Below are 21,307 nucleotides of genomic sequence, written 5' to 3'. Positions count from 1 at the left end.
CCCGGGTTGACCGATAACCGTCGGAGGGCATGGGTGGCGCGCGAGAGCAGGGAGACCGACGAGGTACTGGTCTGCATGGCGCAACGCCTGCAGAGCCAGCTCGAGCGGCAGCTCACCCTCGTCGAGCGCCTCCAGGTGCACGGCCGCGACGAGTCGCTGGCCGACCTGGCGGAGCTCCGGACGTCGCTGCAGCGGTCGTTGCGCGGCAGTGAGAACGTGCTGGTCCTCGCCGGTGCGCAGCAGGGCCCGCGGTCCCGCGGCCCCCGGTCGGTCGCCGACGTGCTGGCCGACGCCCGGTCCGGCGTCGAGGACGTCTCGCGGATCGGCCTCGGGCCCGCCCCCGACGCGAGCATCGCCCCGCGCGCGGTCGCGGGCCTGATCGCGCTGTTCACCGAGCTCCTGACGCACGCCGTCACCGCGGCCGCCCCGCTGAGCCGCGTCGACGTCGCCAGCAACCGGTCCGAGGACGGCGGCGTCGTCGTCGAGGTGGTCGTCGACGGGCCGAGCCCGAGCCCCGGCGAGATCGACGAGCTCACCCGTCGCCTCGGCGACCGCCCGATCATCGACGACATCGTGTCCAACCGCGTCGGGCTGTTCGTCGCGGCCCGGCTGGCCCGGCGCAGCGGCGTCGGGCTGCGGGTGCAGCAGCGCCGGGGCACCCTGGCCGGCCCCGGGATCGTCGTCGTCGTGCACTGCCCGCCCGACCTGCTCGACGCCGTCGCGTTCGCCGCCCCCGACGCCCCCCGCTCCTGGAACCGCGACCCGGCCACCCGCAACGGCAACGGGCACGCCGGGCGGTCGAACGGCAACGGCAACGGCCGACCCGGCCATCCGGGCAACGGGCACCCGGCGAACGGCCACCCGGGCAACGGCGCCTCCGACCCGCGCCCCGCCGTCGACGCCCGTGGCACCGTCGGCGAGCGCAACGGGTACGACGACGGGTTCGGTGAGCCGCCCGTGGCGCCCGAGCGTTCGCGGCGGCCCGATCCGCTGTCCGACCCGCTCCCCGGTTTCGGGTCCCGGCGCGATCCCGACCCGGTCCGGCCCGACCCGGTCCGGCCCGACCCGGTCCGGCCCGACCCGATGCGGTCCAACCCCATGCGGTCCGACCCGATGCCGACCGACACCCGTCGACCTGACGCCGCGCAGACCGGTCCCGGGCAGACCGGTCCCGGGCTGTCCGGTCCCGGTTCGGCCGGTCCCGTACAGCGGGACGCCGTGCGGCTCGATGCCGACCGCCGGGACCCGGTCCGTCAGGACCGGTCTCGGACCGAGCGAACCGGCGCAGCCGAGCCGCTCCCCGACGCGCACCGGCCCGGGACGCCCCCGACCGAGCCCCCCCGTGGAGAGCCCCCTCGTGTGGAGCTCTCCCCGGGCGGGTTCGCCCGGCCCGAGACCTCCCGGCCCGAGACCTCCCGGTTCGAGACATCCCGGCCCGTCGGCCCCCGGAACGGAACGGACCCCGGCCTGCCACGCCGCGGCCAGGCCACCCGCGCCACCGAGCGCCGGCCGGAGCCTCTGTGGCGCGACGAGCCCCGCCGGCCGGAGGACCCGTTCCGGCCGGGCGGTGCGGTCCGCCCGCTCGAGCCGCCGGTGCTGCCCGCCGGCCCGGTCTGGACCGACGAGCCGCCGCTGTCGCGCGGCAGCGGCGACGCGGAGCTGTTCGGCCCGCTCACCGGGTCGCTGCGCGACCGGATGCGCGAGAGCGCGCCGACCCCGATCTACGAGGCGGTGGCGTCGGCCTGGTTCGTCGACGACGACGGGGCGGCGACCGCCGGCCGCGCAGCCGGCGGACCGCCCCCGGACTGGAACACCCCCAGCGACGCCGAGTGGCGTGCCGCGTCCGAGCGCGCGGCCCGGCCCGCCGGTCCCCCGCCGCAGTCGACGTCGGCCGGCCTCCCCCGCCGGCGCCCCGGGACGCAGATGGTGGCGCCGCCGCTGCACGGCGACCCCGCGCCGCAGGGCGGATCCCGCGACCGCGAGCCCGAGAAGGTGCGGGAGCGGCTCGCCGTCTACCAGCAGGGTCTCGAGCGCGGGCGGCACCGTGCCGCCGACACCGACCGCTGACCCGCGCCCCTGATCACCGCGAGCCGCACCTCGGCGTCCCCACCAGGGCGCCGACGTGCGGTCGACACCGATCATGCCGCGGGACCGCGGCCGGCCACCCCACATCCGGCGAACGCGGGCGGGAACCCCGGGGCCGCGCCGTTCGTCGACGTGGTGTGGATCTCCCGGCCCTCACCGGCTCGCCCGTGCTCCTCGCACCCGTCGCCGACACCTTGCGCCTGCTCGACGCGCTCGACCGCACGCGCGTCCGGCTGGAGCCGGTGATCGCGCAGGTCGAGGCCGCGCTCGGGATGACCGCCACCGAACTGACGACGCTGCGGTCGCTCGCCGCCGGATCCCCCGGCGCCGACCCCACGGCCCTCGCCCGGCTGCACGACGCCGGTCTCGTCGACGGCGGGCGCGTCACCGAGCACGGGCGGGTGCGGCTCGACCAGGCCGACGGGCTGATGGTGCGGGTCGCCGACGTCGTCACCGGGGTGCTCGGGCCCGCCGACACGGCCGCCCTGACCGTGCTGCTCTCCCGCGTCGCGGCGCGGCTACCCGCGCCCGCCGAGCTCTGAGAGCCCTCCCGGGAGGTCGCGGTCGACGTCCGCGGCGAGGGGTGCGGACGGTCGGTCCTAGAGTGGCGCGATGCCGCAGTTCAGGATCTCCGAGGTCGCCCGCCTGCTCGGGGTCAGCGACGACACCGTCCGCCGGATGGTCGAGCAGGGGACGCTCCCGGTGCGGCGCGACGAGTCGAACCGCCGCGTCGTCGACGGCGTCGCGCTCGCCGAGTTCACCCGCGACCACGCCCGCTCCGTCCCCGACCCCTCCGACGTCCTGCGCTCCGCGCGCAACCGCTTCGTCGGGCTCGTCACCTCGGTGGTGCAGGACACCGTGATGGCGCAGGTGGAGATCCAGTGCGGGCCGCACCGCGTGGTGTCACTGATGAGCAGCGAGGCCGTCGAGGAGCTGAACCTGCGTCCCGGGGTGCTCGCGGTCGCGGTGGTCAAGTCGACCAACGTCGTCGTCGAGACCCCGACCCGCCTCCCCCAGCACCGATCGGACGACTGACGTGGACCTCCTGCTGACCGGGCAACGCGCCGTGGTCACCGGCGCGAGCCGCGGGATCGGCCTGGCGGTGGCGCTCGGCCTCGCCGCGGAGGGCTCCGACGTGGCGCTGGTGGCCCGCGACGCCGCGGCGCTCGACGCCGCGGCCGCGCAGGTCACCGCACTCGGCGTGCGGGCGCTCCCCGTCGTCGCGGACACCTCCGACGACGCCGCGGTGCGCGCGATGGTCGAGCGGGTCGTCGCGGAGTGGGGCGGGGTCGACGTGCTCGTCAACGCCGCGGCGACCCCCGCGGGCGGGCCCGTCCCCGCACTCGCCGACCTCACCGACGACGCGATGCGCGCCGAGTTCGAGACCAAGGTGCTCGGCTACCTGCGCTGCGCCCGCGCGGTCGCGCCGCACATGATCGCGCAGGGCGGCGGCCGGATCGTCAACGTCAGCGGCCTGGCCGCCCGCCAGTCGGGCTCGATCGCCGGTTCCGTGCGCAACGTCGCCGTCGCCGCGCTGACCAAGAACCTCGCCGACGAGCTGGGGCCCTCGGGCGTCGGGGTCACGGTCGTGCATCCGGGGCTGACGGTCACCGAGCGCATCCCGGCCCTGCTGGCGGCCCGCGCGGAGGCGCAGGGCACCACCTCCGAGGAGGTCGCCGCCGGCCTCGGGGCGGCCACCAGCATCGGCCGCCTGCCCACCGCGCAGGAGGTCGCCGACGTCGTGGTGTTCCTCTGCTCGCCGCGCAGCGTCGCGGTCACCGGCGACGCGGTGGCCGCGGGCGGCGGAGCCCGGGGCGCGATCCACTATTGAGACGGCTCGCGGCGGGGCCACGTGGAAGGGTGGCGGGATGAGTCTCGGGCAGGACGTGATCGTCGAGCTGCAGGCGATCGTCGGCTCCGACCACGTCCGGACGACGAAGGGCGACCTCGAGCCCTATGCCCGCGACGCCACACCGCTGTTCCGTGGCGTGCCCGACGCCGTCGTGTGGCCGCGCACCGCCGAGGAGGTCGCCGCGATCCTGCGACTGGCCACGCGCCGCGGCGTCCCGGTGATCCCGCGCGGGGCCGGGTCGAACCTGTCGGCGGGCACGCTCGCCGACCGCGGCGGGATCGTCCTGGTGCTGACGCGGATGACCACGATCCTGGAGGTCGACGCCGACGAGCTGCTCGCGCGCGTCGAGGCCGGGGTCACCACGGCCGCGCTCGCCGAGGCCGCCGCGGCGAAGGGCCTGCTCTACGCCCCCGACCCGGGATCCCGGACGGTGTCGACGGTCGGCGGCAACGTCGCCACCTGCGCGGGCGGGCTGCGCGGGCTCAAGTACGGCGTCACCCGCAACTACGTCCTCGGCGCCACCGCGGTCCTCCCGACGGGCGAGATCATCCGCACCGGCGGGCGGTTGTGGAAGGACGTCGCGGGCTATGACCTGACGCGGCTGCTCACCGGCTCCGAGGGCACGCTGGGTGTGCTGACGGAGATCACCGTCGCGCTCCTGCCGATGCCGGCCACCACCAACACCGGCGTCGCCTACTTCCCCTCGCTCGCCGACGCGGGTCGTGCCGTCACCGCGGTCATCGCCGACGGGATCGTGCCCGCCACGCTGGAGTTCCTCGACGCCAAGTGCATCGGCGCCGTGGAGGACTACGCCCACCTCGGGCTGCGCCGCGACGCCGGGGCGCTGCTGCTGTTCGGCGACGACGGCCACGCCGACGCGGTGTCCCGGTCGCTCGACCGCATCGGCGAGCTGAGCACCCGGCACTCCGCACTGGAGGTGACGCTCGCCCCCGACGTCGCCCGGTCGGAAGCCCTGCTCGCCGCCCGCCGCTGTGCGCTGCCCGCGCTGTCGCGCCTGGGCACGCTGACGATCCTGGAGGACGCGACGGTCCCCCGGCCCCGGCTCGCCGAGATGGTCGGGCGCATCGACGAGATCGCCGGGCGCTACGACGTCAGCATCGCCACGTTCGGCCACGCGGGCGACGGCAACCTGCACCCGACCTGCGTGGTCGACCGGCACGACGACGCCGCGGCCGACCGCGCGCACAAGGCGTTCGGCGACATCTTCGCCACCGCGATCGAGCTGGAGGGCACCATCACCGGCGAGCACGGGGTGGGCGCGGCGAAGCTGCCGTACCTGCAGGCCCGGCTCGGTGCCGACCAGATGGCCCTGTTGCGGCGGATCAAGGCCGCGTTCGACCCGGCGGGCATCCTCAACCCCGGGAAGCTCGGCTCGTGACCAACCTCTTCGATCCCGAGCTGCTCGACCGCTGCATCTCCTGCGGCTTCTGCCTCCCCACCTGCCCGACCTACGCCCTCACCGGTGACGAGGGTTCGTCCCCCCGCGGCCGGATCAACCTCATGCGCGCGCTCGACACCGGCGTCCTCGACGTCGACGACCCGCGGGTGAAGGAGGAGGCGTCGTTCTGCCTCGGCTGCCGGGCGTGCGAACCGGTCTGCCCGGCGGGCGTCCAGTACGGGCAACTGCTGGAGACCTGGCGCGACCTGCAGTGGACGGGGCGCAACCGGCCCGTGATCGCGTGGGCGCTGATGACGGCCGCGGCCCGCACGTCACTGCTGCGCCTGATGGGTCTGGTCCGCCGCCCGGCCCGCGGACCCGCCACGGCGGCGACCTCGCTGATGCTCGGGTGCTTCGAGCGCGGCCTGTTCCCCGGGGTCAGCCGGGCCGCGCGGCGTCTGCTCCCGGGTCTCGCAGTACCCGCCGACCAGGGCTGCTGCGGGGCCCTGCACGCCCACAACGGGCAGTCGCACGAGGGCGAGGAGATGGCGCGGCGGCTCGGCGAGCAGCTTCCCGGCGTCGTCGTCACGACCTCCGGGGGCTGTGCCGCGCACCTCGCCTCGGTGCTCGGCCGCGACCGGGTGCAGGAGCTCAGCGAGCACCTCGTCGCCACCGGGGTGACGCCGACGGGCGAGGTGCGGGTCGACGGCCGCCGCGCGCGGGTCGCCCTGCAGGACTCCTGCCACCTGCGCAACGGCCTCGGCGTCTCCGCGCAGCCCCGGGCCCTGATCTCCGCCGTCGCGGATCTCGTCGCGGTGCCCGGCGAGGCGTCCTGCTGCGGTGCGGCGGGCACCTACTCGATGCTGCGGCCCCGCGACAGCCGCCGGATCCTCGACCCGAAGCTCGACGCCGTCGAGGCGGCGGGCGTCGACTACGTCGTGGCGGTCAACCCGGGCTGCCTGCGCCAGCTCGACACCGGGCTGCGTCGGCGCCGCAGCCGCGTCCGCGCGGTGCACCTCGCCGACCTGCTCGCCGACGCCGCGGGCGGCCAGGCCCTGCCCCGGCCGCGGCGCCGGGCGTTCCGGGCGTTCCGGGCGGGATGAGGCCGGCCCAGCCGGCCGACGACAGCGACTCGCGGGCGCGCGAACAGCGACCCGGGCACCTCGGCGTCGGCCTGACCGGTGCTCCACTCCTCGGGCAGGATCCGCCCGGGCAGCACGTCCCATCGCACGGTCGGGTCCTGCAGCCCGGCCGGCACCCCACCGCGCGCGGCCGGCCTGCGCCGGGGCTCGGCGTCCTCGACCGTCACGCTCACCGCGACCGTCGCCGACGCGCGGACCCGACGACCCGCCACCTCGACGTGCGACACCGCCCGGAACCTGCCCATCCACCGAGCATGCCCCGTCGCGGGGAGCCGCACCAGGCTCAGCCGGCGGTGCCGAAGACGGGGAGGCCGATCTCGGTGCGCCAGCGGGTCGGGTCCGGGGTGTCGGACGGCCCGACGAGGTAGGTCTCCTGAACCGGGCCCGCCAGCCCGACGGCCTGCTCCTCGACCCACACCCCGAGCTCTCCGTAGGTCACGTCGATGTCGTCGTGCGGGCCGAGGTGCACCGCGACCGCCAGCTCCACCGCGGGCAGCTCGACCGGGCGCACCCGCCCGGCGCTCGGCGGGTCGTCGACGGCGACGTGGGCGAGCACGTGCCCGCGGTCGTCGGAGAACAGCGCTCGGTCGAACCGGGCCCCGGGCGGGCCGGTCTCCACCAGCCCGGCGCTCCGCAGCTCCGCCATCGCCCCGGCGTACCAGGCCAGGACGCCGGGCAGGTCGACGTCGTCCCCGATGCCCGCGACGACCTGCGCGGGCACGGACCTCAGCTCCACCCGCAGCGGCGCCGGCGCCAGCAGCCGCCGCAGCGACGTGACGGCCGACTGGGTCGCGGCGAGCTGCTCCTCGAGCCGCGCCAGGTGCGCCGCGACGATCCCCGCGCGCTCGTCGAGGTCCGCGAGCAGTACCGAGCGGACGTCGGCGACGGGCATACCCAGGTCGCGGAACCGGCGGATCACCTGCGCGGTCGGGACCTGCGCGAGCGAGTAGTAGCGGTACCCCGTCGACGGGTCGACGCGGTCGGGCTCGAGCAGGCCCGCCTCGTGGTAGTTCCGCAGCGTCTTGCGGCTCAGGTGGGTGAGCCGGGCGAAGTCACCGATCGTCAGCACCGCACCAGCGTGCACCCTGCCCCCCGGGGGAAGGTCCAGCGCTTGACCCTCCCCCGTCGGCACCGCCGACGCTCCTGCCATGACCATCACCGAGGACCTGACCGGCCGCCGCGCGTTCGTCTCGGGAGGGAGCCGGGGCACGGGTGCCGCGGTCGTGCGCCGGCTACGGGAGGCGGGCGCCACCGTCTGGACCGCGGCCCGCTCCCGCCCCGCCGACGACCCGGGACCCGCCGACGCGTTCGTCGTCGCCGACGTGAGCAGATCCGATGGCGTCCGCCGCATCGTCGACGCCGTCGGTGAGGTGGAGATCCTCGTGCACGTCGTCGGCGGCTCCGGAGCCCCGGCGGGCGGGTTCGCCGCCCTCACCGACGACCACTGGGCCGCCGAGCTGTCCGTGAACCTGCTGCCCGCGGTCCGGCTCGACCGCGGCCTGCTCCCCGCGATGATCGCGCACGGACGCGGCGCCGTCGTCCACGTCACCTCGATCCAGCGGCGCCTGCCGCTGCACGACGCCACCCTCGCCTACGCCGCGGCGAAGGCCGCGCTGGCGACCTACAGCAAGGGCCTGGCGAACGAGGTCGGCCCCCGGGGCGTCCGGGTCAACTCCGTCGCCCCGGGCTTCATCCGCACGGGCAGCGCCGACGAGCTGCTCGCCCGCATCGCCGAAGCGGACGGCACGTCCCGCGACGCCGCGCTGCAGAAGCTCATGGACTCACTCGGCGGGATCCCGATCGGGCGCCCCGCACATCCCGAGGAGGTCGCCGAGCTGGTGGCCTTCCTCGTCTCCGACCGCGCCGGATCCGTCCACGGCGCGGAGCACGTCATCGACGGCGGAACCGTCCCCACCCTCTGAAGGAGATCGACCGTGGAGTACTTCACCCTGTCCACCGGCCCCGACGACGACGCGTTCGTCGCCCAGTTCACCGAGGACGCCGTGGTGGCCGACGAGGAACGCGAGCACCGCGGCCCCGACGCCATCCGCGCCTGGCACGCCGCGGTGCCGCCCGTGACCCACGCGGTGCGCAGCGCCGTCGCCGTCGCCGAGGTCGCCGGGGAGTTCCCCGGCAGCCCCGTGACGCTGGAGTTCCGTTTCACCTACGCCGCGGACGGCCGGATCTCCGCGCTGCGCATCGCGCCGCCTACACCCCCAGCGTGCGGGTGAACCCGTCGGGGACGACGACGTCGGACGGGCCGAGGTCGAGAACGGAGTCGTGGCCGAGCCCGAGGACCGCGGAGTCGATGCCGCCGCGCAGGATATCGAGCACGTTCTCCACGCCGGCCTGGCCGTTCGCGGCGAGACCCCACAGGTAGGCGCGGCCGATCAGCACGGCCTTCGCACCCAGGGCGAGCGCCTTGACGACGTCACTGCCGCGGCGGATGCCGCCGTCGAGCAGCACCTCGATCTCGCTGCCCACGGCCTCGGCGATCGCGGGCAGGGCCCGGATCGACGCAGGGGTGCCGTCGAGGTTGTTGCCGCCGTGGTTGGACACCGAGATCGCGGAGACCCCGGCGTCGACCGCGCGCCTGGCGTCGTCGACGCGCATGACGCCCTTGAGCATGAACGGCCCGCCCCACTGCTCGCGCAGCCAGGCGACGTCCTCCCACGTGGGCAGCGGGGTGCCCATCCACTCGCCGTACGCGCCGAAGAAGGTGGGCGCGGTGCCACCGGGCGGGGTGAGGTTGGGGGTCGTGAGGTCCGGGATCTTGCCGGACTTCGCGAAGTCGAGCAGCCAGGGCAGGCGCAGCGCGACCTCCGGGCCGAACTTCAGGGCCGCCTTGAGGTCGACCTTCTCCGGGATCGCCGGGCTGCCCCAGTCGCGGCCGTTGGAGAACGACCAGTCCAGCGTCATGATCAGGCCGACCGCCCCGGCGGCGCGGGCGCGCTCCATGCGCTGCACCAGCACGTCGCGCGAGCCGACCCAGTACATCTGGAAGAACGTCTGCGGGCTGGCCGCGGCCACCTCCTCGATCGACTTGCTCGCGAACGAGCTCAGCCCCATCGGGATGCCGCGGGCGGCGGCGGCGCGGGCCACCGCGACCTCGCCGTCGGGGTGGACGGCCTGCACGCCGGTCGGCGAGATGAGGACCGGCATCGACGCGGGCTGGCCCATGACCGTGGTGCCCAGCTCGCGCTTGCCGGACAGGCCGGCGACGTGCGGGGCGAACCCGAGCTCGCCGAACGCCGCGGTGTTGTCGTCGACGGTCAGGCCGCGCTCGGAGCCGGCCACCAGCGCCATGTAGACCGACTTCGGCAGCCGCTTCTTCGCGCGCCGCTGCGCCTCGGCAACCGTCTCGAACCATCCACCGGGCATGGGCGCTCCTCCTCCTGGGACCGTCGCCCGCCTCTGTGCCGACGACCCGGGCGACGATATGGCATCCGGTGCCACAAGGGCGAGATATGGCCCGGCGATGCCGGCACAACCCCTCCGACCGGTCAGGGAGCACTGCCCCCTTGACCAGGCCCGCAGTCTCGTGCACTGTCCCGTACAACGTACTGGACGGTGTACCCAGCCCGTCCGGAACCGGACGAGGAGACACGATGGCGCGCGGTCGGAGGGCCGGGGGACACGACCCCCTGACCCCGGAGCGGATCATCGACGCCGCCCTGCTCATCTCCGACGCCGAGTCCGACCTGGACCGGCTCACCGTCCGGCGCCTCGCCGCCGAGCTCGGCGTCGGCACGATGACGCTCTACAGCTACTTCCGCAGCAAGGGCGAGATCCTCGATGCGATGGCCGACCACGTGCTGGGCAGGATGCGGCTCCCCGCCGAGCCCGCCGCCGGCCCCGACGAGGCGCTGCGGTCGGTGGCCGACGCGTTCCTCGCGATGATGCGTGAGCACCCCAGCGTCGTGCGACTGCTCGCCACCCGGATCACCAACAGCCGCACCGCGCTGCGCGGGGCGATGGAGTCGGTGCTCGCCCACCTCGTCGCCGCCGGGGTCCCCGGCCCCACCTCCGTGCGCTGCTACGGCTTCCTCATCACCTACGCCATCGGCTTCGTCAGCTACCAGACGCCGCGGCCGTGGGGGCGCCAGGACGTCGAGGAGGCCGCGGAGGTCCGCCGCCAGCGCAGCCACTTCTACGCCGGGCTCCCGCGGGACGACTTCCCGCAGATGGTGGCCCTGGCCGATCACCTCGTCGACCTGCCGAGCGACGAGCAGTACCGGGCGGGCGTGGACGCGTTCATCGAGTCGGTCGTGCGCGGGCTGCCCGCCTGAGCGGGGCCCCCTGACCCGCGGCAACGCGGTCGTACGAAGTACGGACATGCACACGCTGGTCGTCAACGGTTCCCCGGTCGAGGTCGACGCCCCCGGGCTGCGGTCCCTCGCCGACGTCCTGCGCGGTGACCTCGGCTGACCGCCACCAAGATCGCCTGCGGGCGTGGCGAGTGCGGCGCCTGCACCGTGCTGGTCCGGAGCGGGTCGACGCCGCCCGCATGCTCGGGCTGTCCCGCGTCGACATCGCCCGCCGGGTCGTGCTGCCCGCGGCCCTACCGATGATCTCCGCCGGCCTGCGGGTCGCGCTCCCCCACCCGCGTGCCGATCTCGATCCCGAGCAGGCCCGCGGCGCGGCTGCGGTCGAGCTCGACGACGGCGGCGCGGGCGTCGTGCAGCGGGAGGCGTCGTGGACGATGTCGCGCCTGCTCCCCGACGCCGACCTGCACGTCTTCGCCCGCTGCGGGCACTGGACCCGGATCGAGCGGGCCGCGGAGTTCACCGACCTCGTGGCGCGGTTCCTTCCGGGGTGACACGCGGGAACGGGCGGCCCCGTCGCGGGACCGCCCGAACCGGTCGGGTCAGGAGGACTGCTCGGTGAACGGGGTCTCCAGCGGCGCGACGCCCGCGGAGGTCTCGTACGGGTTGGCGTAGGGCAGCGGCTCGCCGTTGCCCGGGGTGACCGCGTCGAACACGCCGTCGAGGTTCGTGTCGTCGAAGATGACGTCGGCCAGGCCGTCGCCGTCGGCCGCCACCGCGACCACGTCGGCGACGAACTCGCCGTCGCCCGGGGTGTTGTCGAACGCCGCGACGTCGTCGTAGAAGTCGCCGTCGACGTCGGTCAGGACGGCGTCGATCTCGCCGTCGCCGTTGGAGTCGATCTGGGTGGTCTCGGTGTAGCCGTCGCCGTCGAGGTCGACGTACTCCTGCGTCGAGGCGCCGGCCTCGGTGCCGGGCAGGTCGGGCTCGGGGGTGGGCTCGGGGACGAAGCTCTCGGACATCGGATCCTCCAGGGCGGGGCGTGCTGCGGTGGGCTGTCATGGAAGAGGACGCCGCACGGGCCGCCGGTGTTACAGCACCCCTGAGAAAGTTCCCGGGCGTTCGCCGCGGAGCCGGGCCGCGTACGGCGCGACCAAGGCCTTCCTGCGGCCCTACGCCGAGGCCCCCGCCACCGAGCTGCACGGCACCGGGTCCGGGCGATGGCCGGCGACCTCCTCACCACCGCCCCCGGGCCGATGACGGCCGTGGGCGTCGTCGCCTCCGGGCTGCGCGCGTGGGGTGCCGGCAGCACGGTGCACCGCCCCGGTCGCACCACCGCCGCGATGACGGGGGTGGTCGCCCGACTCCCCCGCGCGGTGACCCGCCGGGTGACGGGCGGGCGTCGTCCGCGGACCGCCCGGCAGCGGCGACGCGGTCAACCGACCCGCATCGGCAGCGACCCCCACGCCCGCATCGTGTTGTTGTGGTGGCGCCGGGTCGGGCCCGCGATCTCGATCGTCTCGACGCGGCGGGCCAGCGCCGTCAGCAGGCACTCCGCCTCCAGCCGAGCGACGTGCTGCCCGACGCACTGGTGGATGCCGAACCCGAAGCCGAGATGCCCGGACGGGTCGCGGGAGAGGTCGAAGGCGCCGGGGTCGGTCCAGCGGCGGGGGTCGTGGTTGGCCGAGGCCAGGAACATGAGGATCTTCCTCCCGTCCGGGACCACCGTGTCACCGACGCGGACGTCGGTGGTGGCGGTGCGGAAGAACGTCTGCACCGGCGAGCCCCAGCGGATCGCCTCGTCGAACGCCACGCGGGCCAGCTGCGGTGCGGCGCGCAGGCGCCGCCACTGCTCGGGGTGCGTGGCGAGGGCGTGCAGGACGGTGGCCAGGGCCTGCACCGTGGTGTCGACGCCCGCGGAGAGCAGGGAACGCACGACGAGCGGCGCCTGCTCCGCGGTGATCTCGCCGCGGTCGGCGGCGGCCCAGATCCGGGCGCCGAAGCCGTCGGGGGCGAGCACGTCGCGCGCGCACCGCGCGTTCACCCACGCCCCCAGCTCGGGCGCCCGGTGCGCGGCGGCGGCGACGAGGTCGTTGTGCGGGCCGAACGCGTTGAACAGGAAGTCGCCGTAGGGCAGCAGGTTCTCCCGACCCTCGGCGGGGATGCCGACGGCGTCCGGGAACACCCGCAGCGGGAACGCCTCGGCGAGCGCGGGCACGGCGTCGAACTCGTCGCCGGCGGCGAGCAGGGCGTCGACGAGCTCGTCGGCGACGGCGCTCCACCCCTCGCGGAGCCGGCGCAGCTCGCGCGGCGCGAGGATCCCGGCCAGCACGCGGCGCGGGGCGTCGTGCCGGGGCGGGTCGGACTCCAGCAGCAGGCTCGGCGGGCGCCACGGCGGCTCGGTGCGGAAGTTCGACAGTCCGACGCCCGCGCCGGACTGGAAACCCTGCCAGTCGCGCAGCGCCGCGTGGACGTGCTCGTAGCGGCCCATCGCGTAGACGTCGTAACGGCTCAGGTGCACGACCGGGCCCGCGTCGCGCAGGTCGGCGTGGAACGGCAGCGGGTCCTCGAGGATCTCGGGGCCGAACGGGTCGGCGTCGCTGGTCGGGAGCAGGGTGGCGGTCACGGGATCTCCTACAGGTCGAGCACGAGTCGGTCGGAGCACGAGCGCGAGACGCACGGGAACATGCAGTCGTTCGCCGCCCGCTCGTCGTCGCCCAGCAGCGAGTCGCGGTGGTCGGGTGTCCCCTCCAGCACGTCGGTCTCGCAGGTGCCGCACGTGCCCTGGCGGCACGACGACAGGACGTCGACCCCGGCGTCGCGCACCGCGTCGAGGACGGTCCGGTCCGGCCCGACCGTCACGGTGGCGCCGGTGCGGGCCAGTACGACGTCGAACGGCCGGTCGCGGACGGGCGCGCCCTGCTCCCGCGCGACGAACCGCTCGGTGCGCAGCGCGTGCTCCGGCCACCCGGCGCAGGCCGACTCCACCGCGTCGAGCAGCGGGCCGGGGCCGCAGCAGTAGATTGCGACGCCGTCGCACGGCTCCCCCAGCCAGCGCGGCAGGTCGAGGCGGCCGTGGCGGTCCTCGGGGAGCACGTGCACCCGGTCGCCGTGGGACTGCAGCTCGTCGAGGAACGCCATCGACCCGCGGCGCCGCCCGCCGTAGACCAGCGTCCAGTCCGCGCCGAGCAGGTCGGCCTGGCGGACCATCGGCAGCAGCGGCGTGATCCCGATGCCGCCCGCGACGAACAGGTAGCGCTCCGAGGGCACCAGCGGGAAGTGGTTGCGCGGGCCGCCGACGCCGACGGTGTCGCCGACCGCGAGCACGTCGTGCACGTACGCGGACCCGCCGCGCCCGGCCGGTTCGCGGAGCACCCCGACGCGGTAGGTGTGGGCGTCGAACCGGTCGCCGCACAGCGAGTACTGCCGCGTCGTGCCCTCGGGCAGGTGGAGGTCGACGTGGGCACCCGGCGTCCAGTCCGCCAGCCGCGCACCGCTCGGGTGGGCGAGGGTCAGGACGACCACGCCGTCGGCGACGACGTCCTTGGCCGTCACGCGGAGCGCGTCACCAGGATCCGTCACGAGCACCTCCGCATCGATGGAGGTCGAGGATCGCGTGCCCGGCTGCCCCCGCGGGGGCGGCTCTCACTCAGTGAGAGGCAGGCTCCGCGAGATCCCTCGGGCGGCGGCCCGCAGCACCGGCACCACGGCCCGCCCGGAGTCGTCGTCGGGCACGACGGCCGCGATCGCCGCGACGACCCGCCGCGACCCGTCGGCGACGGGGACGGCGACGCCGAGCGCGTCGTCGTGGATGTGGCCCGGGCACAGGACGAACCCGTCGCGGCGGACGTCGGCGAGCGTGCGGCGCAGCCGGTCCGCGGTGGTGATCGTCTGCGCGGTGTAGCGGCGCAGCGGCAGGGCCAGCACCGATTCCTGCACGTCGTGCGGCGCATGGGCGAGCAGCACCAGTCCCGACGACGACGCGTGCAGCGGAAGCCGGCCCGCGATCCGGGTGTAGTTGACCACCGAGCCGGGCGCGCTGAGCCGCTCGACGAACAGGACCTCGCTGCCGTCACGGACCCCGAGCTGGACGTGGTGCCCGACGACGGCGTGCAGGTCCTCCAGGAACGGCATCGCCGCGTCGCGCAGTGACAGCGTCGGCGACGCGCGCATCGCCAGCTCCCACAGCCGGACGCCGACACGGACCCGCCGGTCCGGGTCCCGGGCCAGCAGCCCGTGCTCGACGAGCTCGGCGACGAGCCGCGACGCCGTGGCCAGGTGCAGCCCCGACCGGGCGGCGATGTCGGAGACCCGCAGCGTGCGGTCGTCCGGGCCGAAGGCGTCGAGGATCCGGACGGCGCGGGTGAGCACCGACTCGCCGTAACCGGTCCGAGGCACGGGGCCGAGTGTCCCGCACCTCCGATGGTCCTGGCGGACGGGACGAGCCGCCCGGCGGCGTTGCTCCGAACCGGTGATTCGCCGCGGACGACCGCACTGTCCGTGTGCATCGATCCGCTCACCTCTCCGCGGAGCGGGCCGATCGCGTCCCGTGCGCGCCACCCGCTGCCCTCGACGACGGGCCGGGCCGGGCGGCCCGGCCCCGCCGCTCCCGGGCGGTCGCGTCGACCCCGGTGACCCGACCGCACCGGACCACCGCGGAGCTGTCGTGCTCCCGACCAGGCACGACAGGAACCCGACGAAAGGAAAGTCGCCGATCACTGACTGAAACGAACTACTCTGGATTTCACGCCGACGGGTCCCCGTCAGCGGCCCTGATAGGTCGCCCAACCCGGCCCGTCGGCCAGGAAGGACGCCACCGCACCCCGCAGGTCCTCGGTGCCGAACAGCGGGCCCGACACCCCGGGCAGCACCGCGTCGGCCGCGCGCACCCCGTCGCGCACCGCGGTGGTGACCAGCGTCTTCGTGGCCGCGTGCGCCACCGTGGGGCCGGCCGTGATGCGCTGCGCGAACTCCCGGGCGGCTGCGGCGAAGCCGTCGTCGGGAAGCACCCGGTTCACCACGCCCCACTCCCGCAGCACCGCGGCCGGGTAGCGCTCGCCGGTGAACACCAGCTCCTTCGCCCGGGCGGGGCCCGCCCGCTCGGCGAGGCGCTGCGGCCCGCCCATCGACGGGGTGAGCCCGACGACGATCTCGACCAGCCCGAACGACGCCTTCTCCGCGGCGAGCAGCAGGTCGCAGGCCAACGCGATCTCGAAGGCCGCGGTCAGGGTCAGCCCGTGCGCGGCGAAGACGGTCGGGACGGGCAGCTCCTCGATCGTCTGCGCGACCCGGATCAGCCGGGCCCACAGCGCGGTGCCCTGCCCGACCGGGTCGGGGCCCTCGGCGATCTCCCCGAACGCCTGCACCTGGACCCCGGCCGAGACGACCTTCCCGCGCGCCTCGACCAGCACGCCGCGGGCCCGGTCGGGCCGGCCCGGGGCGGTCAGCGCGACCAGTTCCGCGACGGCGTCCTCGAACCCCGCGAACACGCGCTCGTCGAACAGGTTCAGCGGTGGCCGGTCCAGGACGACGACGGCGAGGTCGCCGTCGCGCTCGATCCGGACCGGGGCGGCGTCGGGAGTGCTCATGCCCCGGATCCTCCCCGACGCGCCCTCAGCTCGCGGGCCGGACCGTCCCGGTCACCGACCCGAACGAGATCCGGCTCCCGCCTGCCCCCGGCGCGGTCGCGGAGATCGTCACCTCGTCGCCGTCGAGCAGGAACGTGCGCTCCTGCCCCGCCACGGTGACGGGCTCCCGACCACCCCAGGTCAGCTCGATGAACGCGCCGCGCTGACGCCGCTGCGGACCGGAGACGGTGCCGGAGGCGAACAGGTCGCCGGTGCGCGCGGAGGCGCCGTTGACCGTCAGGTGGGCGAGCATCTGCGCCGGGGACCAGTACATCTCGCGGTACGGCGGCCGCGAGACCTCCTCGCCGTTCCACTCCACCACCATCTCGACGTCGAGCCCCCACGGCTCGCGGCCGCGCAGGTACGGCAGCGGCTCCGGGTCCTGCCCCGGCAGCGGGACCCGCGCGGCCTGCAGCGCCGCGAGCGGCACCACCCACGGCGAGACCGACGTCGCGAAGCTCTTGCCCAGGTGCGGGCCGAGCGGCACGTACTCCCAGGCCTGCAGGTCGCGCGCGGACCAGTCGTTGACCAGGACCGCGCCGAAGACGTGGTCGGCGAACGCGTCGACGCCGATCCGCTCCCCCAGCCGGGACCCGGCCCCGACGACGAACCCGAGCTCGGCCTCGATGTCGAGCCGGCTGCTCGGGCCGTAGGTCGGCGCGTCGTCGGCGGGCGCCTTGCGCTGCCCCGACGGCCGGACGATCTCCGTCCCCGAGACGACGACCGTGCCCGCGCGCCCGTGGTAGCCGACCGGCAGGTGCTTCCAGTTCGGCATGAGCGGCTCGGAGTCGGGCCGGAACAGGCGTCCGAGGTTCGCCGCGTGGTGCTCGGAGGCGTAGAAGTCGACGTAGTCGGCCACCTCGAACGGCAGGTGCAGCGCGACGGAACCCACCGGGTGCCGCACCGACGCGGGGACGTCCCCGGCGAGGACCTCGGTGAGCCGGGCCCGGACCTGCGCCCAGCGCGCGGGGCCCTGGGCGAGGAACGGGTTGAGCGAGACCGCGGCGAACACCTCGTCGTCCAGCACGGCGGCGACGTCGACGACCTCGTTCCCCAGCCGGACCCCGACGCGCGGCGCCGCGGACCCGACCGAGTAGACGCCGTAGGGCAGGTTGTCGAGCCCGAACCCCTCGGAAGCCGGGATCACGCGGGCCCCCGCCCGGACCAGCTCCACGCGTAGGTCCCGTCGTCGACGGCCCGGCCGCCCTCGCCCAGCTCCAACGGGCGGAACGTGTCGACCATGACGGCGAGCTCGTCGAAGTGCTCCGCGCCGATCGAGCGCTCCGTGGCCCCGGGCTGCGGGCCGTGGCTGTGCCCACCGGGGTGCACGCTGATCGAGCCCTGCCCGATCCCGGATCCCTTGCGCGCCTCGTAGTCGCCGCCGCAGTAGAACATGATCTCGTCGGAGTCGACGTTGGCGTGGTAGTACGGCACCGGGATCGACAGCGGGTGGTAGTCGACCTTGCGGGGCACGAAGTTGCAGATCACGAAGTTGCCCGCCTCGAAGACCTGGTGCGCGGGCGGGGGCTGGTGCACCCGGCCGGTGATCGGCTCGAAGTCGCCGATGTTGAACGTGTACGGGTACAGGCACCCGTCCCAGCCGACGACATCGAACGGGTGGGTCGGCACGACGTAGCGGGTGCCGGTGATCCCCGTGCTGCCGCGGTGCTTGACCAGCACCTCCACGTCGATCCCGTCGACGAGCAGCGGCCCGACCGGCCCGTGCAGGTCGCGCTCGCAGTACGGGGCGTGCTCGAGGAGCTGCCCGTAGCGCGAGAGGTACCGCTTCGGCGGGGCGATGTGCGAGTTGGCCTCGATCGCGTAGAGCCGCAGCGGCTCGCTCCCCGTCGGCACCCAGCGGTGGGTGGTGGCGCGCGGCAGGACCACGTAGTCGCCCTGCCGCGCGTCCAGGGAGCCGAAGACCGTCTCGACGACCGCGGTGCCCGACTCCACGTACACGCACTCGTCGCCGACGGCGTTGCGGTAGAGCGGGCTCGCCTCCCCCGCGACGACGTAGGAGATCCGGACATCGGCGTTGCCCAGGACCAGGCGACGCCCGGTCACCGCGTCGGCGGCCTTCCACTCGTGTCCGTCGAACAGGTCGTGCAGCTTGAGGTGCCGGGGCAGCAGCGGGGCGTTCGGCGTGGTGCTCAGGTCGCCGATCTCCCACACGGTCGCGTCGACGATCGCCGAGGGGATCCCGCGGTGGTAGAGCAGCGAGGAGTCCGAGGAGAACCCCTCCTCCCCCATCAGCTCCTCGTAGTACAGCCCGCCCTCGGGGGTGCGGTGCTGGGTGTGCCGCTTGGGCGGGATCTCACCGGCTCGCCTGTAGTGCGCCATCGTGGCTCTCCTCCTCCGGTGCCGGGGTGCGGGCGGCGGCACGGTGCAGCGCCGCGGCGATCTGTTCTGCGGTCGGGTGGACGAGCACGGCGGCGACGTGGGCGTCCGGGCGGACGACCCACACCTCCCCCGGCCGCGCGGCCAGCGCCGCCCCGAGCGTGCCGTCCGGGTCGACGTCGGGCAGGGCGAGCACGCGGACCGGGCCGCCCGCCCCGACCGCCTCCTCCGCGGCGCCGGGGACGGCGTCGGCGGTGAGCAGCAGGAACCCGTCGCGGGCCAGCGCCCGGATCCGCCCGCCCGGCGCGGTGACCGGGGCGTCGGGGAGCAGCACCCCCGGCCCGGCCGGGGGCACCTGCCCGCGGGGCGGGCGCCCGGTGAACGGCCGGTCGGCACTCGGTGTGGTGAGCGGCGAGTCGACGTACCAGTAGGGCTCCGACAGCCGGCCCGAGTCGACGCGGGCCCGGAGCGCGGGTTCGGTCGCGGCCCCGGCGAGCACGTCGGCGCGGTGCCGGGCCTGCTGCTCGTCCCGGGGCACGAGGAAGTCCATGGTCGCGGTGGTGACGGCGATGTTCTCCCGCGCCGCCGCGTGCCGCTCGTCGTGGTAGGTCTCCAGCAGCGCGTCCGGGGCCCAGCCGTGCCCGACGTAGGCGATCTTCCAGGCCGCGTTCTCGGCGTCGGCGACGCCGGAGTTGAGGCCGCGCGCCCCGAACGGCGACACCAGGTGCGCCGCGTCCCCCGCGATCAGGACGCGCCCGCAGCGCATCCGGTCGACGCAGCGGGAGTGGAAGCGGTACACCGACTTCCAGACGATCGTGTAGTCGACGTCGCCGACGATCCGCCGGATCCGCGTGTCCAGCGCGCCGGACGCGACCTCGGCGTCGAGGTCGTAGTCGGCGGGGACCTGCCAGTCGATCCGGAACGTCGAGTCCGGGCAGGGGTGGATCAGCACCTGCCGCCCGGGGTTCCACGACGGGTCGAAGTGGAACCGGCGCTCGGTCGCCCATGCGGGCAGGTCGGCGCGGATGTCACAGATGAGGAACCGGTCGTCGAAGGTGTGGCCGTCGAACGCGACCCCCAGCAGGGCGCGCAGCTCCTCGCTCCGGGCGCCGCCGCACGCGACCAGGTAGGGCGCCCGGACCTCGGTGCCCCCGGCGCAGCGCAGCGTCACGCCGTCGGCGTCCTGGTCGACGTGGACGACGTCGTGGCCCCAGCGCAGGTCCACGAGCGGTTCCCGGGCGATGGCCTCGTCGAGGATCTCCTCGGTGCGGGTCTGGGAGAGGTTGACGAACGGCGGGAACGCCGGGCTCCCCGGCTCGGCGAAGGCGTAGCTGAACAGCTCGGCGTCGCGGTGGAAGGTGCGCGCGGTCGTCCAGGTGACGCCCTCGTCGGCGATCCGGCGGCCGACGCCGACGGACTCCCAGACGTCGAGGACGTCGCGCTGCTGGCAGATCGCCTTGGAGCCGACGGCGTCGCGGCGGGCACGCCGGTCGAGCACGACGGTCGGCACGCCGCGGCGGGCCAGCAGCAGGGCGGTGGTCTGTCCGACCGGGCCCGCGCCGAGGACGGCGACGGGCGGGTGGGGCCAGGAGGGGCGCATCGTCTCGGCTCCGGTCAGCTCTGCAGCTGCGCCCAGACCTCCTGGTCGCGTTCCGCGGTCCAGATGACGGGCCGCTCCACCCCGGCGAGCTCGTCCCAGACGCGGGAGACGTCGAACGGGAGGCAGTGCTCGAAGATCGGCCAGCTGCCGAAGTCGTCGACCAGGGCCGCGTGGGTGGCCTCGAACGCCTCCTTCAGCGTGCCCCCGCGCCCCTGCACCGCGCCGACCTCGCGCAGCATGACGTCGAGGAACCCGCGGGTCTTCGCGATCGCCGCGTCGACCTCGCCGCGCCCCCTGCTCACGTCGCCGCGCCCGCCGACGAGCTGCTCGGCGCCGAGCGCCGCGACCCGGTCCAGGGTGGTGGAGGTCCACTCCCGGTGGAACGCGTCGCCGGTGTAGAGCGCGGCCTCGGCCTCCACCAGGTCGCCCGCGAACAGGATCCGGTGCCGGGGCAGCCACGCGGTGATGTCGCCCTCGGTGTGGCCGCGGCCGTGGTATTGCAGCACCAGGTCGCCGCGATCGCCGCCGAGGTCGATGGTGAGCCGGTCGGAGAACGTCAGGGTCGGCCAGGTCAGGCCGGGCACCGAGTCGGCCCCGTCGGCCAGGCGCGGCATCCGCGCGAACTCGCTGGCCCAGTCCTGCTTCCCGCGCTCCTCCACCAGGGCGCGCGTGTTCTCGTGCGCGACGATCACCTCGGCGTCGAAGGCGCTGGCGCCGAGCACGCGGACCGCGTGGTAGTGGCTCAACACCAGGTAGCGGACCGGCTTGTCGGTGTGCTCGCGCAACCTGCGGAGCCACTTCGCCGCTGCGACCGGCGTGGCCAGCGCCTCGAAGCAGACCAGGAAGTCCTCGCCCTCGATCGCCCCGATGTTGGGGTCACCCTCCGCGGTGAGGGCGTAGACGCCGTCGGCGAGCACCTCCAGCGTCTGCTCCTTGGGTGCGGTGTCGGCGGACGAGGCGAACGGCTTGGCCATGTCTTCCTCCGAGAAACGATCAAAGG

The 21,307-nt window shown here is 75.1% G+C and carries 21 protein-coding genes; 10 read left to right on the top strand and 11 right to left on the bottom strand.

The genetic code is table 11. The features are described from left to right. The first annotated feature begins 6 nt into the window (after nucleotides 1–6). From I4I81_RS06965 to I4I81_RS06940, 6 genes are all read left to right on the top strand, one after another. Nucleotides 7–2,067: a hypothetical protein gene (locus tag I4I81_RS06965; protein ID WP_218615894.1), complete on the top strand. Its 2,061-nt coding sequence runs from the start codon at nucleotides 7–9 to the stop codon at nucleotides 2,065–2,067. A gap of 155 nt (nucleotides 2,068–2,222) precedes the next feature. Further along, on the top strand, nucleotides 2,223–2,627 hold the full coding sequence (locus tag I4I81_RS06960; RefSeq protein WP_218601752.1) for a winged helix DNA-binding protein: 405 nt from the start codon (nucleotides 2,223–2,225) through the stop codon (nucleotides 2,625–2,627). 70 nt (nucleotides 2,628–2,697) lie between these two features. Further along, a complete protein-coding gene (locus I4I81_RS06955; RefSeq protein ID WP_218601753.1) occupies nucleotides 2,698–3,120 on the top strand; it encodes a TOBE domain-containing protein in 423 nt (140 codons plus the stop codon). Between the two features lies 1 nt (nucleotide 3,121). After that, nucleotides 3,122–3,916 (top strand): SDR family NAD(P)-dependent oxidoreductase, encoded by a 795-nt coding sequence (locus I4I81_RS06950; protein ID WP_218601754.1) that lies wholly within the window; start codon nucleotides 3,122–3,124, stop codon nucleotides 3,914–3,916. Nucleotides 3,917–3,953: 37 nt separating this feature from the next. Next, a complete protein-coding gene (locus I4I81_RS06945) occupies nucleotides 3,954–5,336 on the top strand; it encodes an FAD-binding oxidoreductase (protein WP_218601755.1) in 1,383 nt (460 codons plus the stop codon). Next, the gene (locus tag I4I81_RS06940; protein ID WP_218601756.1) at nucleotides 5,333–6,439 is read left to right on the top strand and encodes a (Fe-S)-binding protein; all 1,107 of its coding nucleotides are present in this window, start codon (nucleotides 5,333–5,335) and stop codon (nucleotides 6,437–6,439) included. Before I4I81_RS06945 ends, I4I81_RS06940 begins: the two co-directional genes overlap by 4 nt. Nucleotides 6,440–6,761: 322 nt before the next feature. On the opposite strand, the gene I4I81_RS06935 is transcribed toward I4I81_RS06940, so the two are convergent. After that, nucleotides 6,762–7,547, bottom strand: a complete 786-nt coding sequence (locus I4I81_RS06935; protein ID WP_218601757.1) for a MerR family transcriptional regulator — start codon at nucleotides 7,545–7,547, stop codon at nucleotides 6,762–6,764. Between the two features lie 79 nt (nucleotides 7,548–7,626). On the opposite strand from I4I81_RS06935, the gene I4I81_RS06930 reads away from it, so the two are divergent. Together I4I81_RS06930 and I4I81_RS06925 are read left to right on the top strand one after the other, a co-directional pair. Beyond that, complete coding sequence (locus tag I4I81_RS06930; protein ID WP_218601758.1) at nucleotides 7,627–8,400, top strand: SDR family oxidoreductase; 774 nt, start codon at nucleotides 7,627–7,629, stop codon at nucleotides 8,398–8,400. Nucleotides 8,401–8,412: 12 nt separating this feature from the next. Next, nucleotides 8,413–8,709: a nuclear transport factor 2 family protein gene (locus tag I4I81_RS06925; RefSeq protein ID WP_218601759.1), complete on the top strand. Its 297-nt coding sequence runs from the start codon at nucleotides 8,413–8,415 to the stop codon at nucleotides 8,707–8,709. Here the strand turns inward: I4I81_RS06925 and mftD are convergent. Beyond that, on the bottom strand, nucleotides 8,687–9,859 hold the full coding sequence (gene mftD, locus I4I81_RS06920; RefSeq protein ID WP_218601760.1) for a pre-mycofactocin synthase MftD: 1,173 nt from the start codon (nucleotides 9,857–9,859) through the stop codon (nucleotides 8,687–8,689). The genes I4I81_RS06925 and mftD overlap by 23 nt on opposite strands. 227 nt (nucleotides 9,860–10,086) lie before the next feature. On the opposite strand from mftD, the gene I4I81_RS06915 reads away from it, so the two are divergent. Both I4I81_RS06915 and I4I81_RS06910 read left to right on the top strand, forming a co-directional pair. Continuing rightward, complete coding sequence (locus I4I81_RS06915; RefSeq protein ID WP_218601761.1) at nucleotides 10,087–10,767, top strand: TetR/AcrR family transcriptional regulator; 681 nt, start codon at nucleotides 10,087–10,089, stop codon at nucleotides 10,765–10,767. Nucleotides 10,768–10,985: 218 nt separating this feature from the next. After that, complete coding sequence (locus I4I81_RS06910; protein ID WP_218601762.1) at nucleotides 10,986–11,297, top strand: alpha/beta fold hydrolase; 312 nt, start codon at nucleotides 10,986–10,988, stop codon at nucleotides 11,295–11,297. A 48-nt stretch (nucleotides 11,298–11,345) separates the two neighbouring features. Here the strand turns inward: I4I81_RS06910 and I4I81_RS06905 are convergent, their stop codons facing one another. The 9 genes from I4I81_RS06905 to I4I81_RS06865 all read right to left on the bottom strand — a co-directional run bounded on the left by I4I81_RS06905 (nucleotide 11,346) and on the right by I4I81_RS06865 (nucleotide 21,281). Beyond that, the gene (locus I4I81_RS06905; RefSeq protein WP_218601763.1) at nucleotides 11,346–11,765 is read right to left on the bottom strand and encodes a hypothetical protein; all 420 of its coding nucleotides are present in this window, start codon (nucleotides 11,763–11,765) and stop codon (nucleotides 11,346–11,348) included. Nucleotides 11,766–12,178: 413 nt separating this feature from the next. Continuing rightward, on the bottom strand, nucleotides 12,179–13,369 hold the full coding sequence (locus tag I4I81_RS06900; RefSeq protein WP_218601764.1) for a cytochrome P450: 1,191 nt from the start codon (nucleotides 13,367–13,369) through the stop codon (nucleotides 12,179–12,181). Nucleotides 13,370–13,377: 8 nt separating this feature from the next. Beyond that, on the bottom strand, nucleotides 13,378–14,325 hold the full coding sequence (locus I4I81_RS06895; RefSeq protein ID WP_443690141.1) for a PDR/VanB family oxidoreductase: 948 nt from the start codon (nucleotides 14,323–14,325) through the stop codon (nucleotides 13,378–13,380). A 63-nt stretch (nucleotides 14,326–14,388) separates the two neighbouring features. Next, nucleotides 14,389–15,141, bottom strand: a complete 753-nt coding sequence (locus I4I81_RS06890) for an IclR family transcriptional regulator (protein ID WP_218601766.1) — start codon at nucleotides 15,139–15,141, stop codon at nucleotides 14,389–14,391. Nucleotides 15,142–15,506: 365 nt separating this feature from the next. Further along, the gene (locus I4I81_RS06885) at nucleotides 15,507–16,331 is read right to left on the bottom strand and encodes an enoyl-CoA hydratase/isomerase family protein (RefSeq protein WP_218601767.1); all 825 of its coding nucleotides are present in this window, start codon (nucleotides 16,329–16,331) and stop codon (nucleotides 15,507–15,509) included. A gap of 25 nt (nucleotides 16,332–16,356) precedes the next feature. After that, nucleotides 16,357–17,544: a fumarylacetoacetase gene (gene fahA / locus I4I81_RS06880; protein WP_226363798.1), complete on the bottom strand. Its 1,188-nt coding sequence runs from the start codon at nucleotides 17,542–17,544 to the stop codon at nucleotides 16,357–16,359. Next, on the bottom strand, nucleotides 17,514–18,710 hold the full coding sequence (locus I4I81_RS06875; RefSeq protein ID WP_218601768.1) for a homogentisate 1,2-dioxygenase: 1,197 nt from the start codon (nucleotides 18,708–18,710) through the stop codon (nucleotides 17,514–17,516). The genes fahA and I4I81_RS06875 overlap by 31 nt, the downstream gene beginning before the upstream one ends. Continuing rightward, entirely contained in the window at nucleotides 18,685–20,307 is a 1,623-nt protein-coding gene (locus I4I81_RS06870; RefSeq protein ID WP_218601769.1) for an FAD-dependent monooxygenase, read from the bottom strand. The genes I4I81_RS06875 and I4I81_RS06870 overlap by 26 nt, the downstream gene beginning before the upstream one ends. Nucleotides 20,308–20,321: 14 nt before the next feature. Continuing rightward, nucleotides 20,322–21,281: an MBL fold metallo-hydrolase gene (locus tag I4I81_RS06865; protein ID WP_218601770.1), complete on the bottom strand. Its 960-nt coding sequence runs from the start codon at nucleotides 21,279–21,281 to the stop codon at nucleotides 20,322–20,324. Nucleotides 21,282–21,307 lie beyond the last annotated feature (26 nt).

It is taken from the genome of Pseudonocardia abyssalis (genome assembly GCF_019263705.2).
Classification (GTDB): Bacteria; Actinomycetota; Actinomycetes; order Mycobacteriales; family Pseudonocardiaceae; genus Pseudonocardia; species Pseudonocardia abyssalis.
The sequence above is the reverse complement of the archived record's forward strand: the minus strand, read 5'-3'. Positions and strand labels throughout refer to the sequence as shown.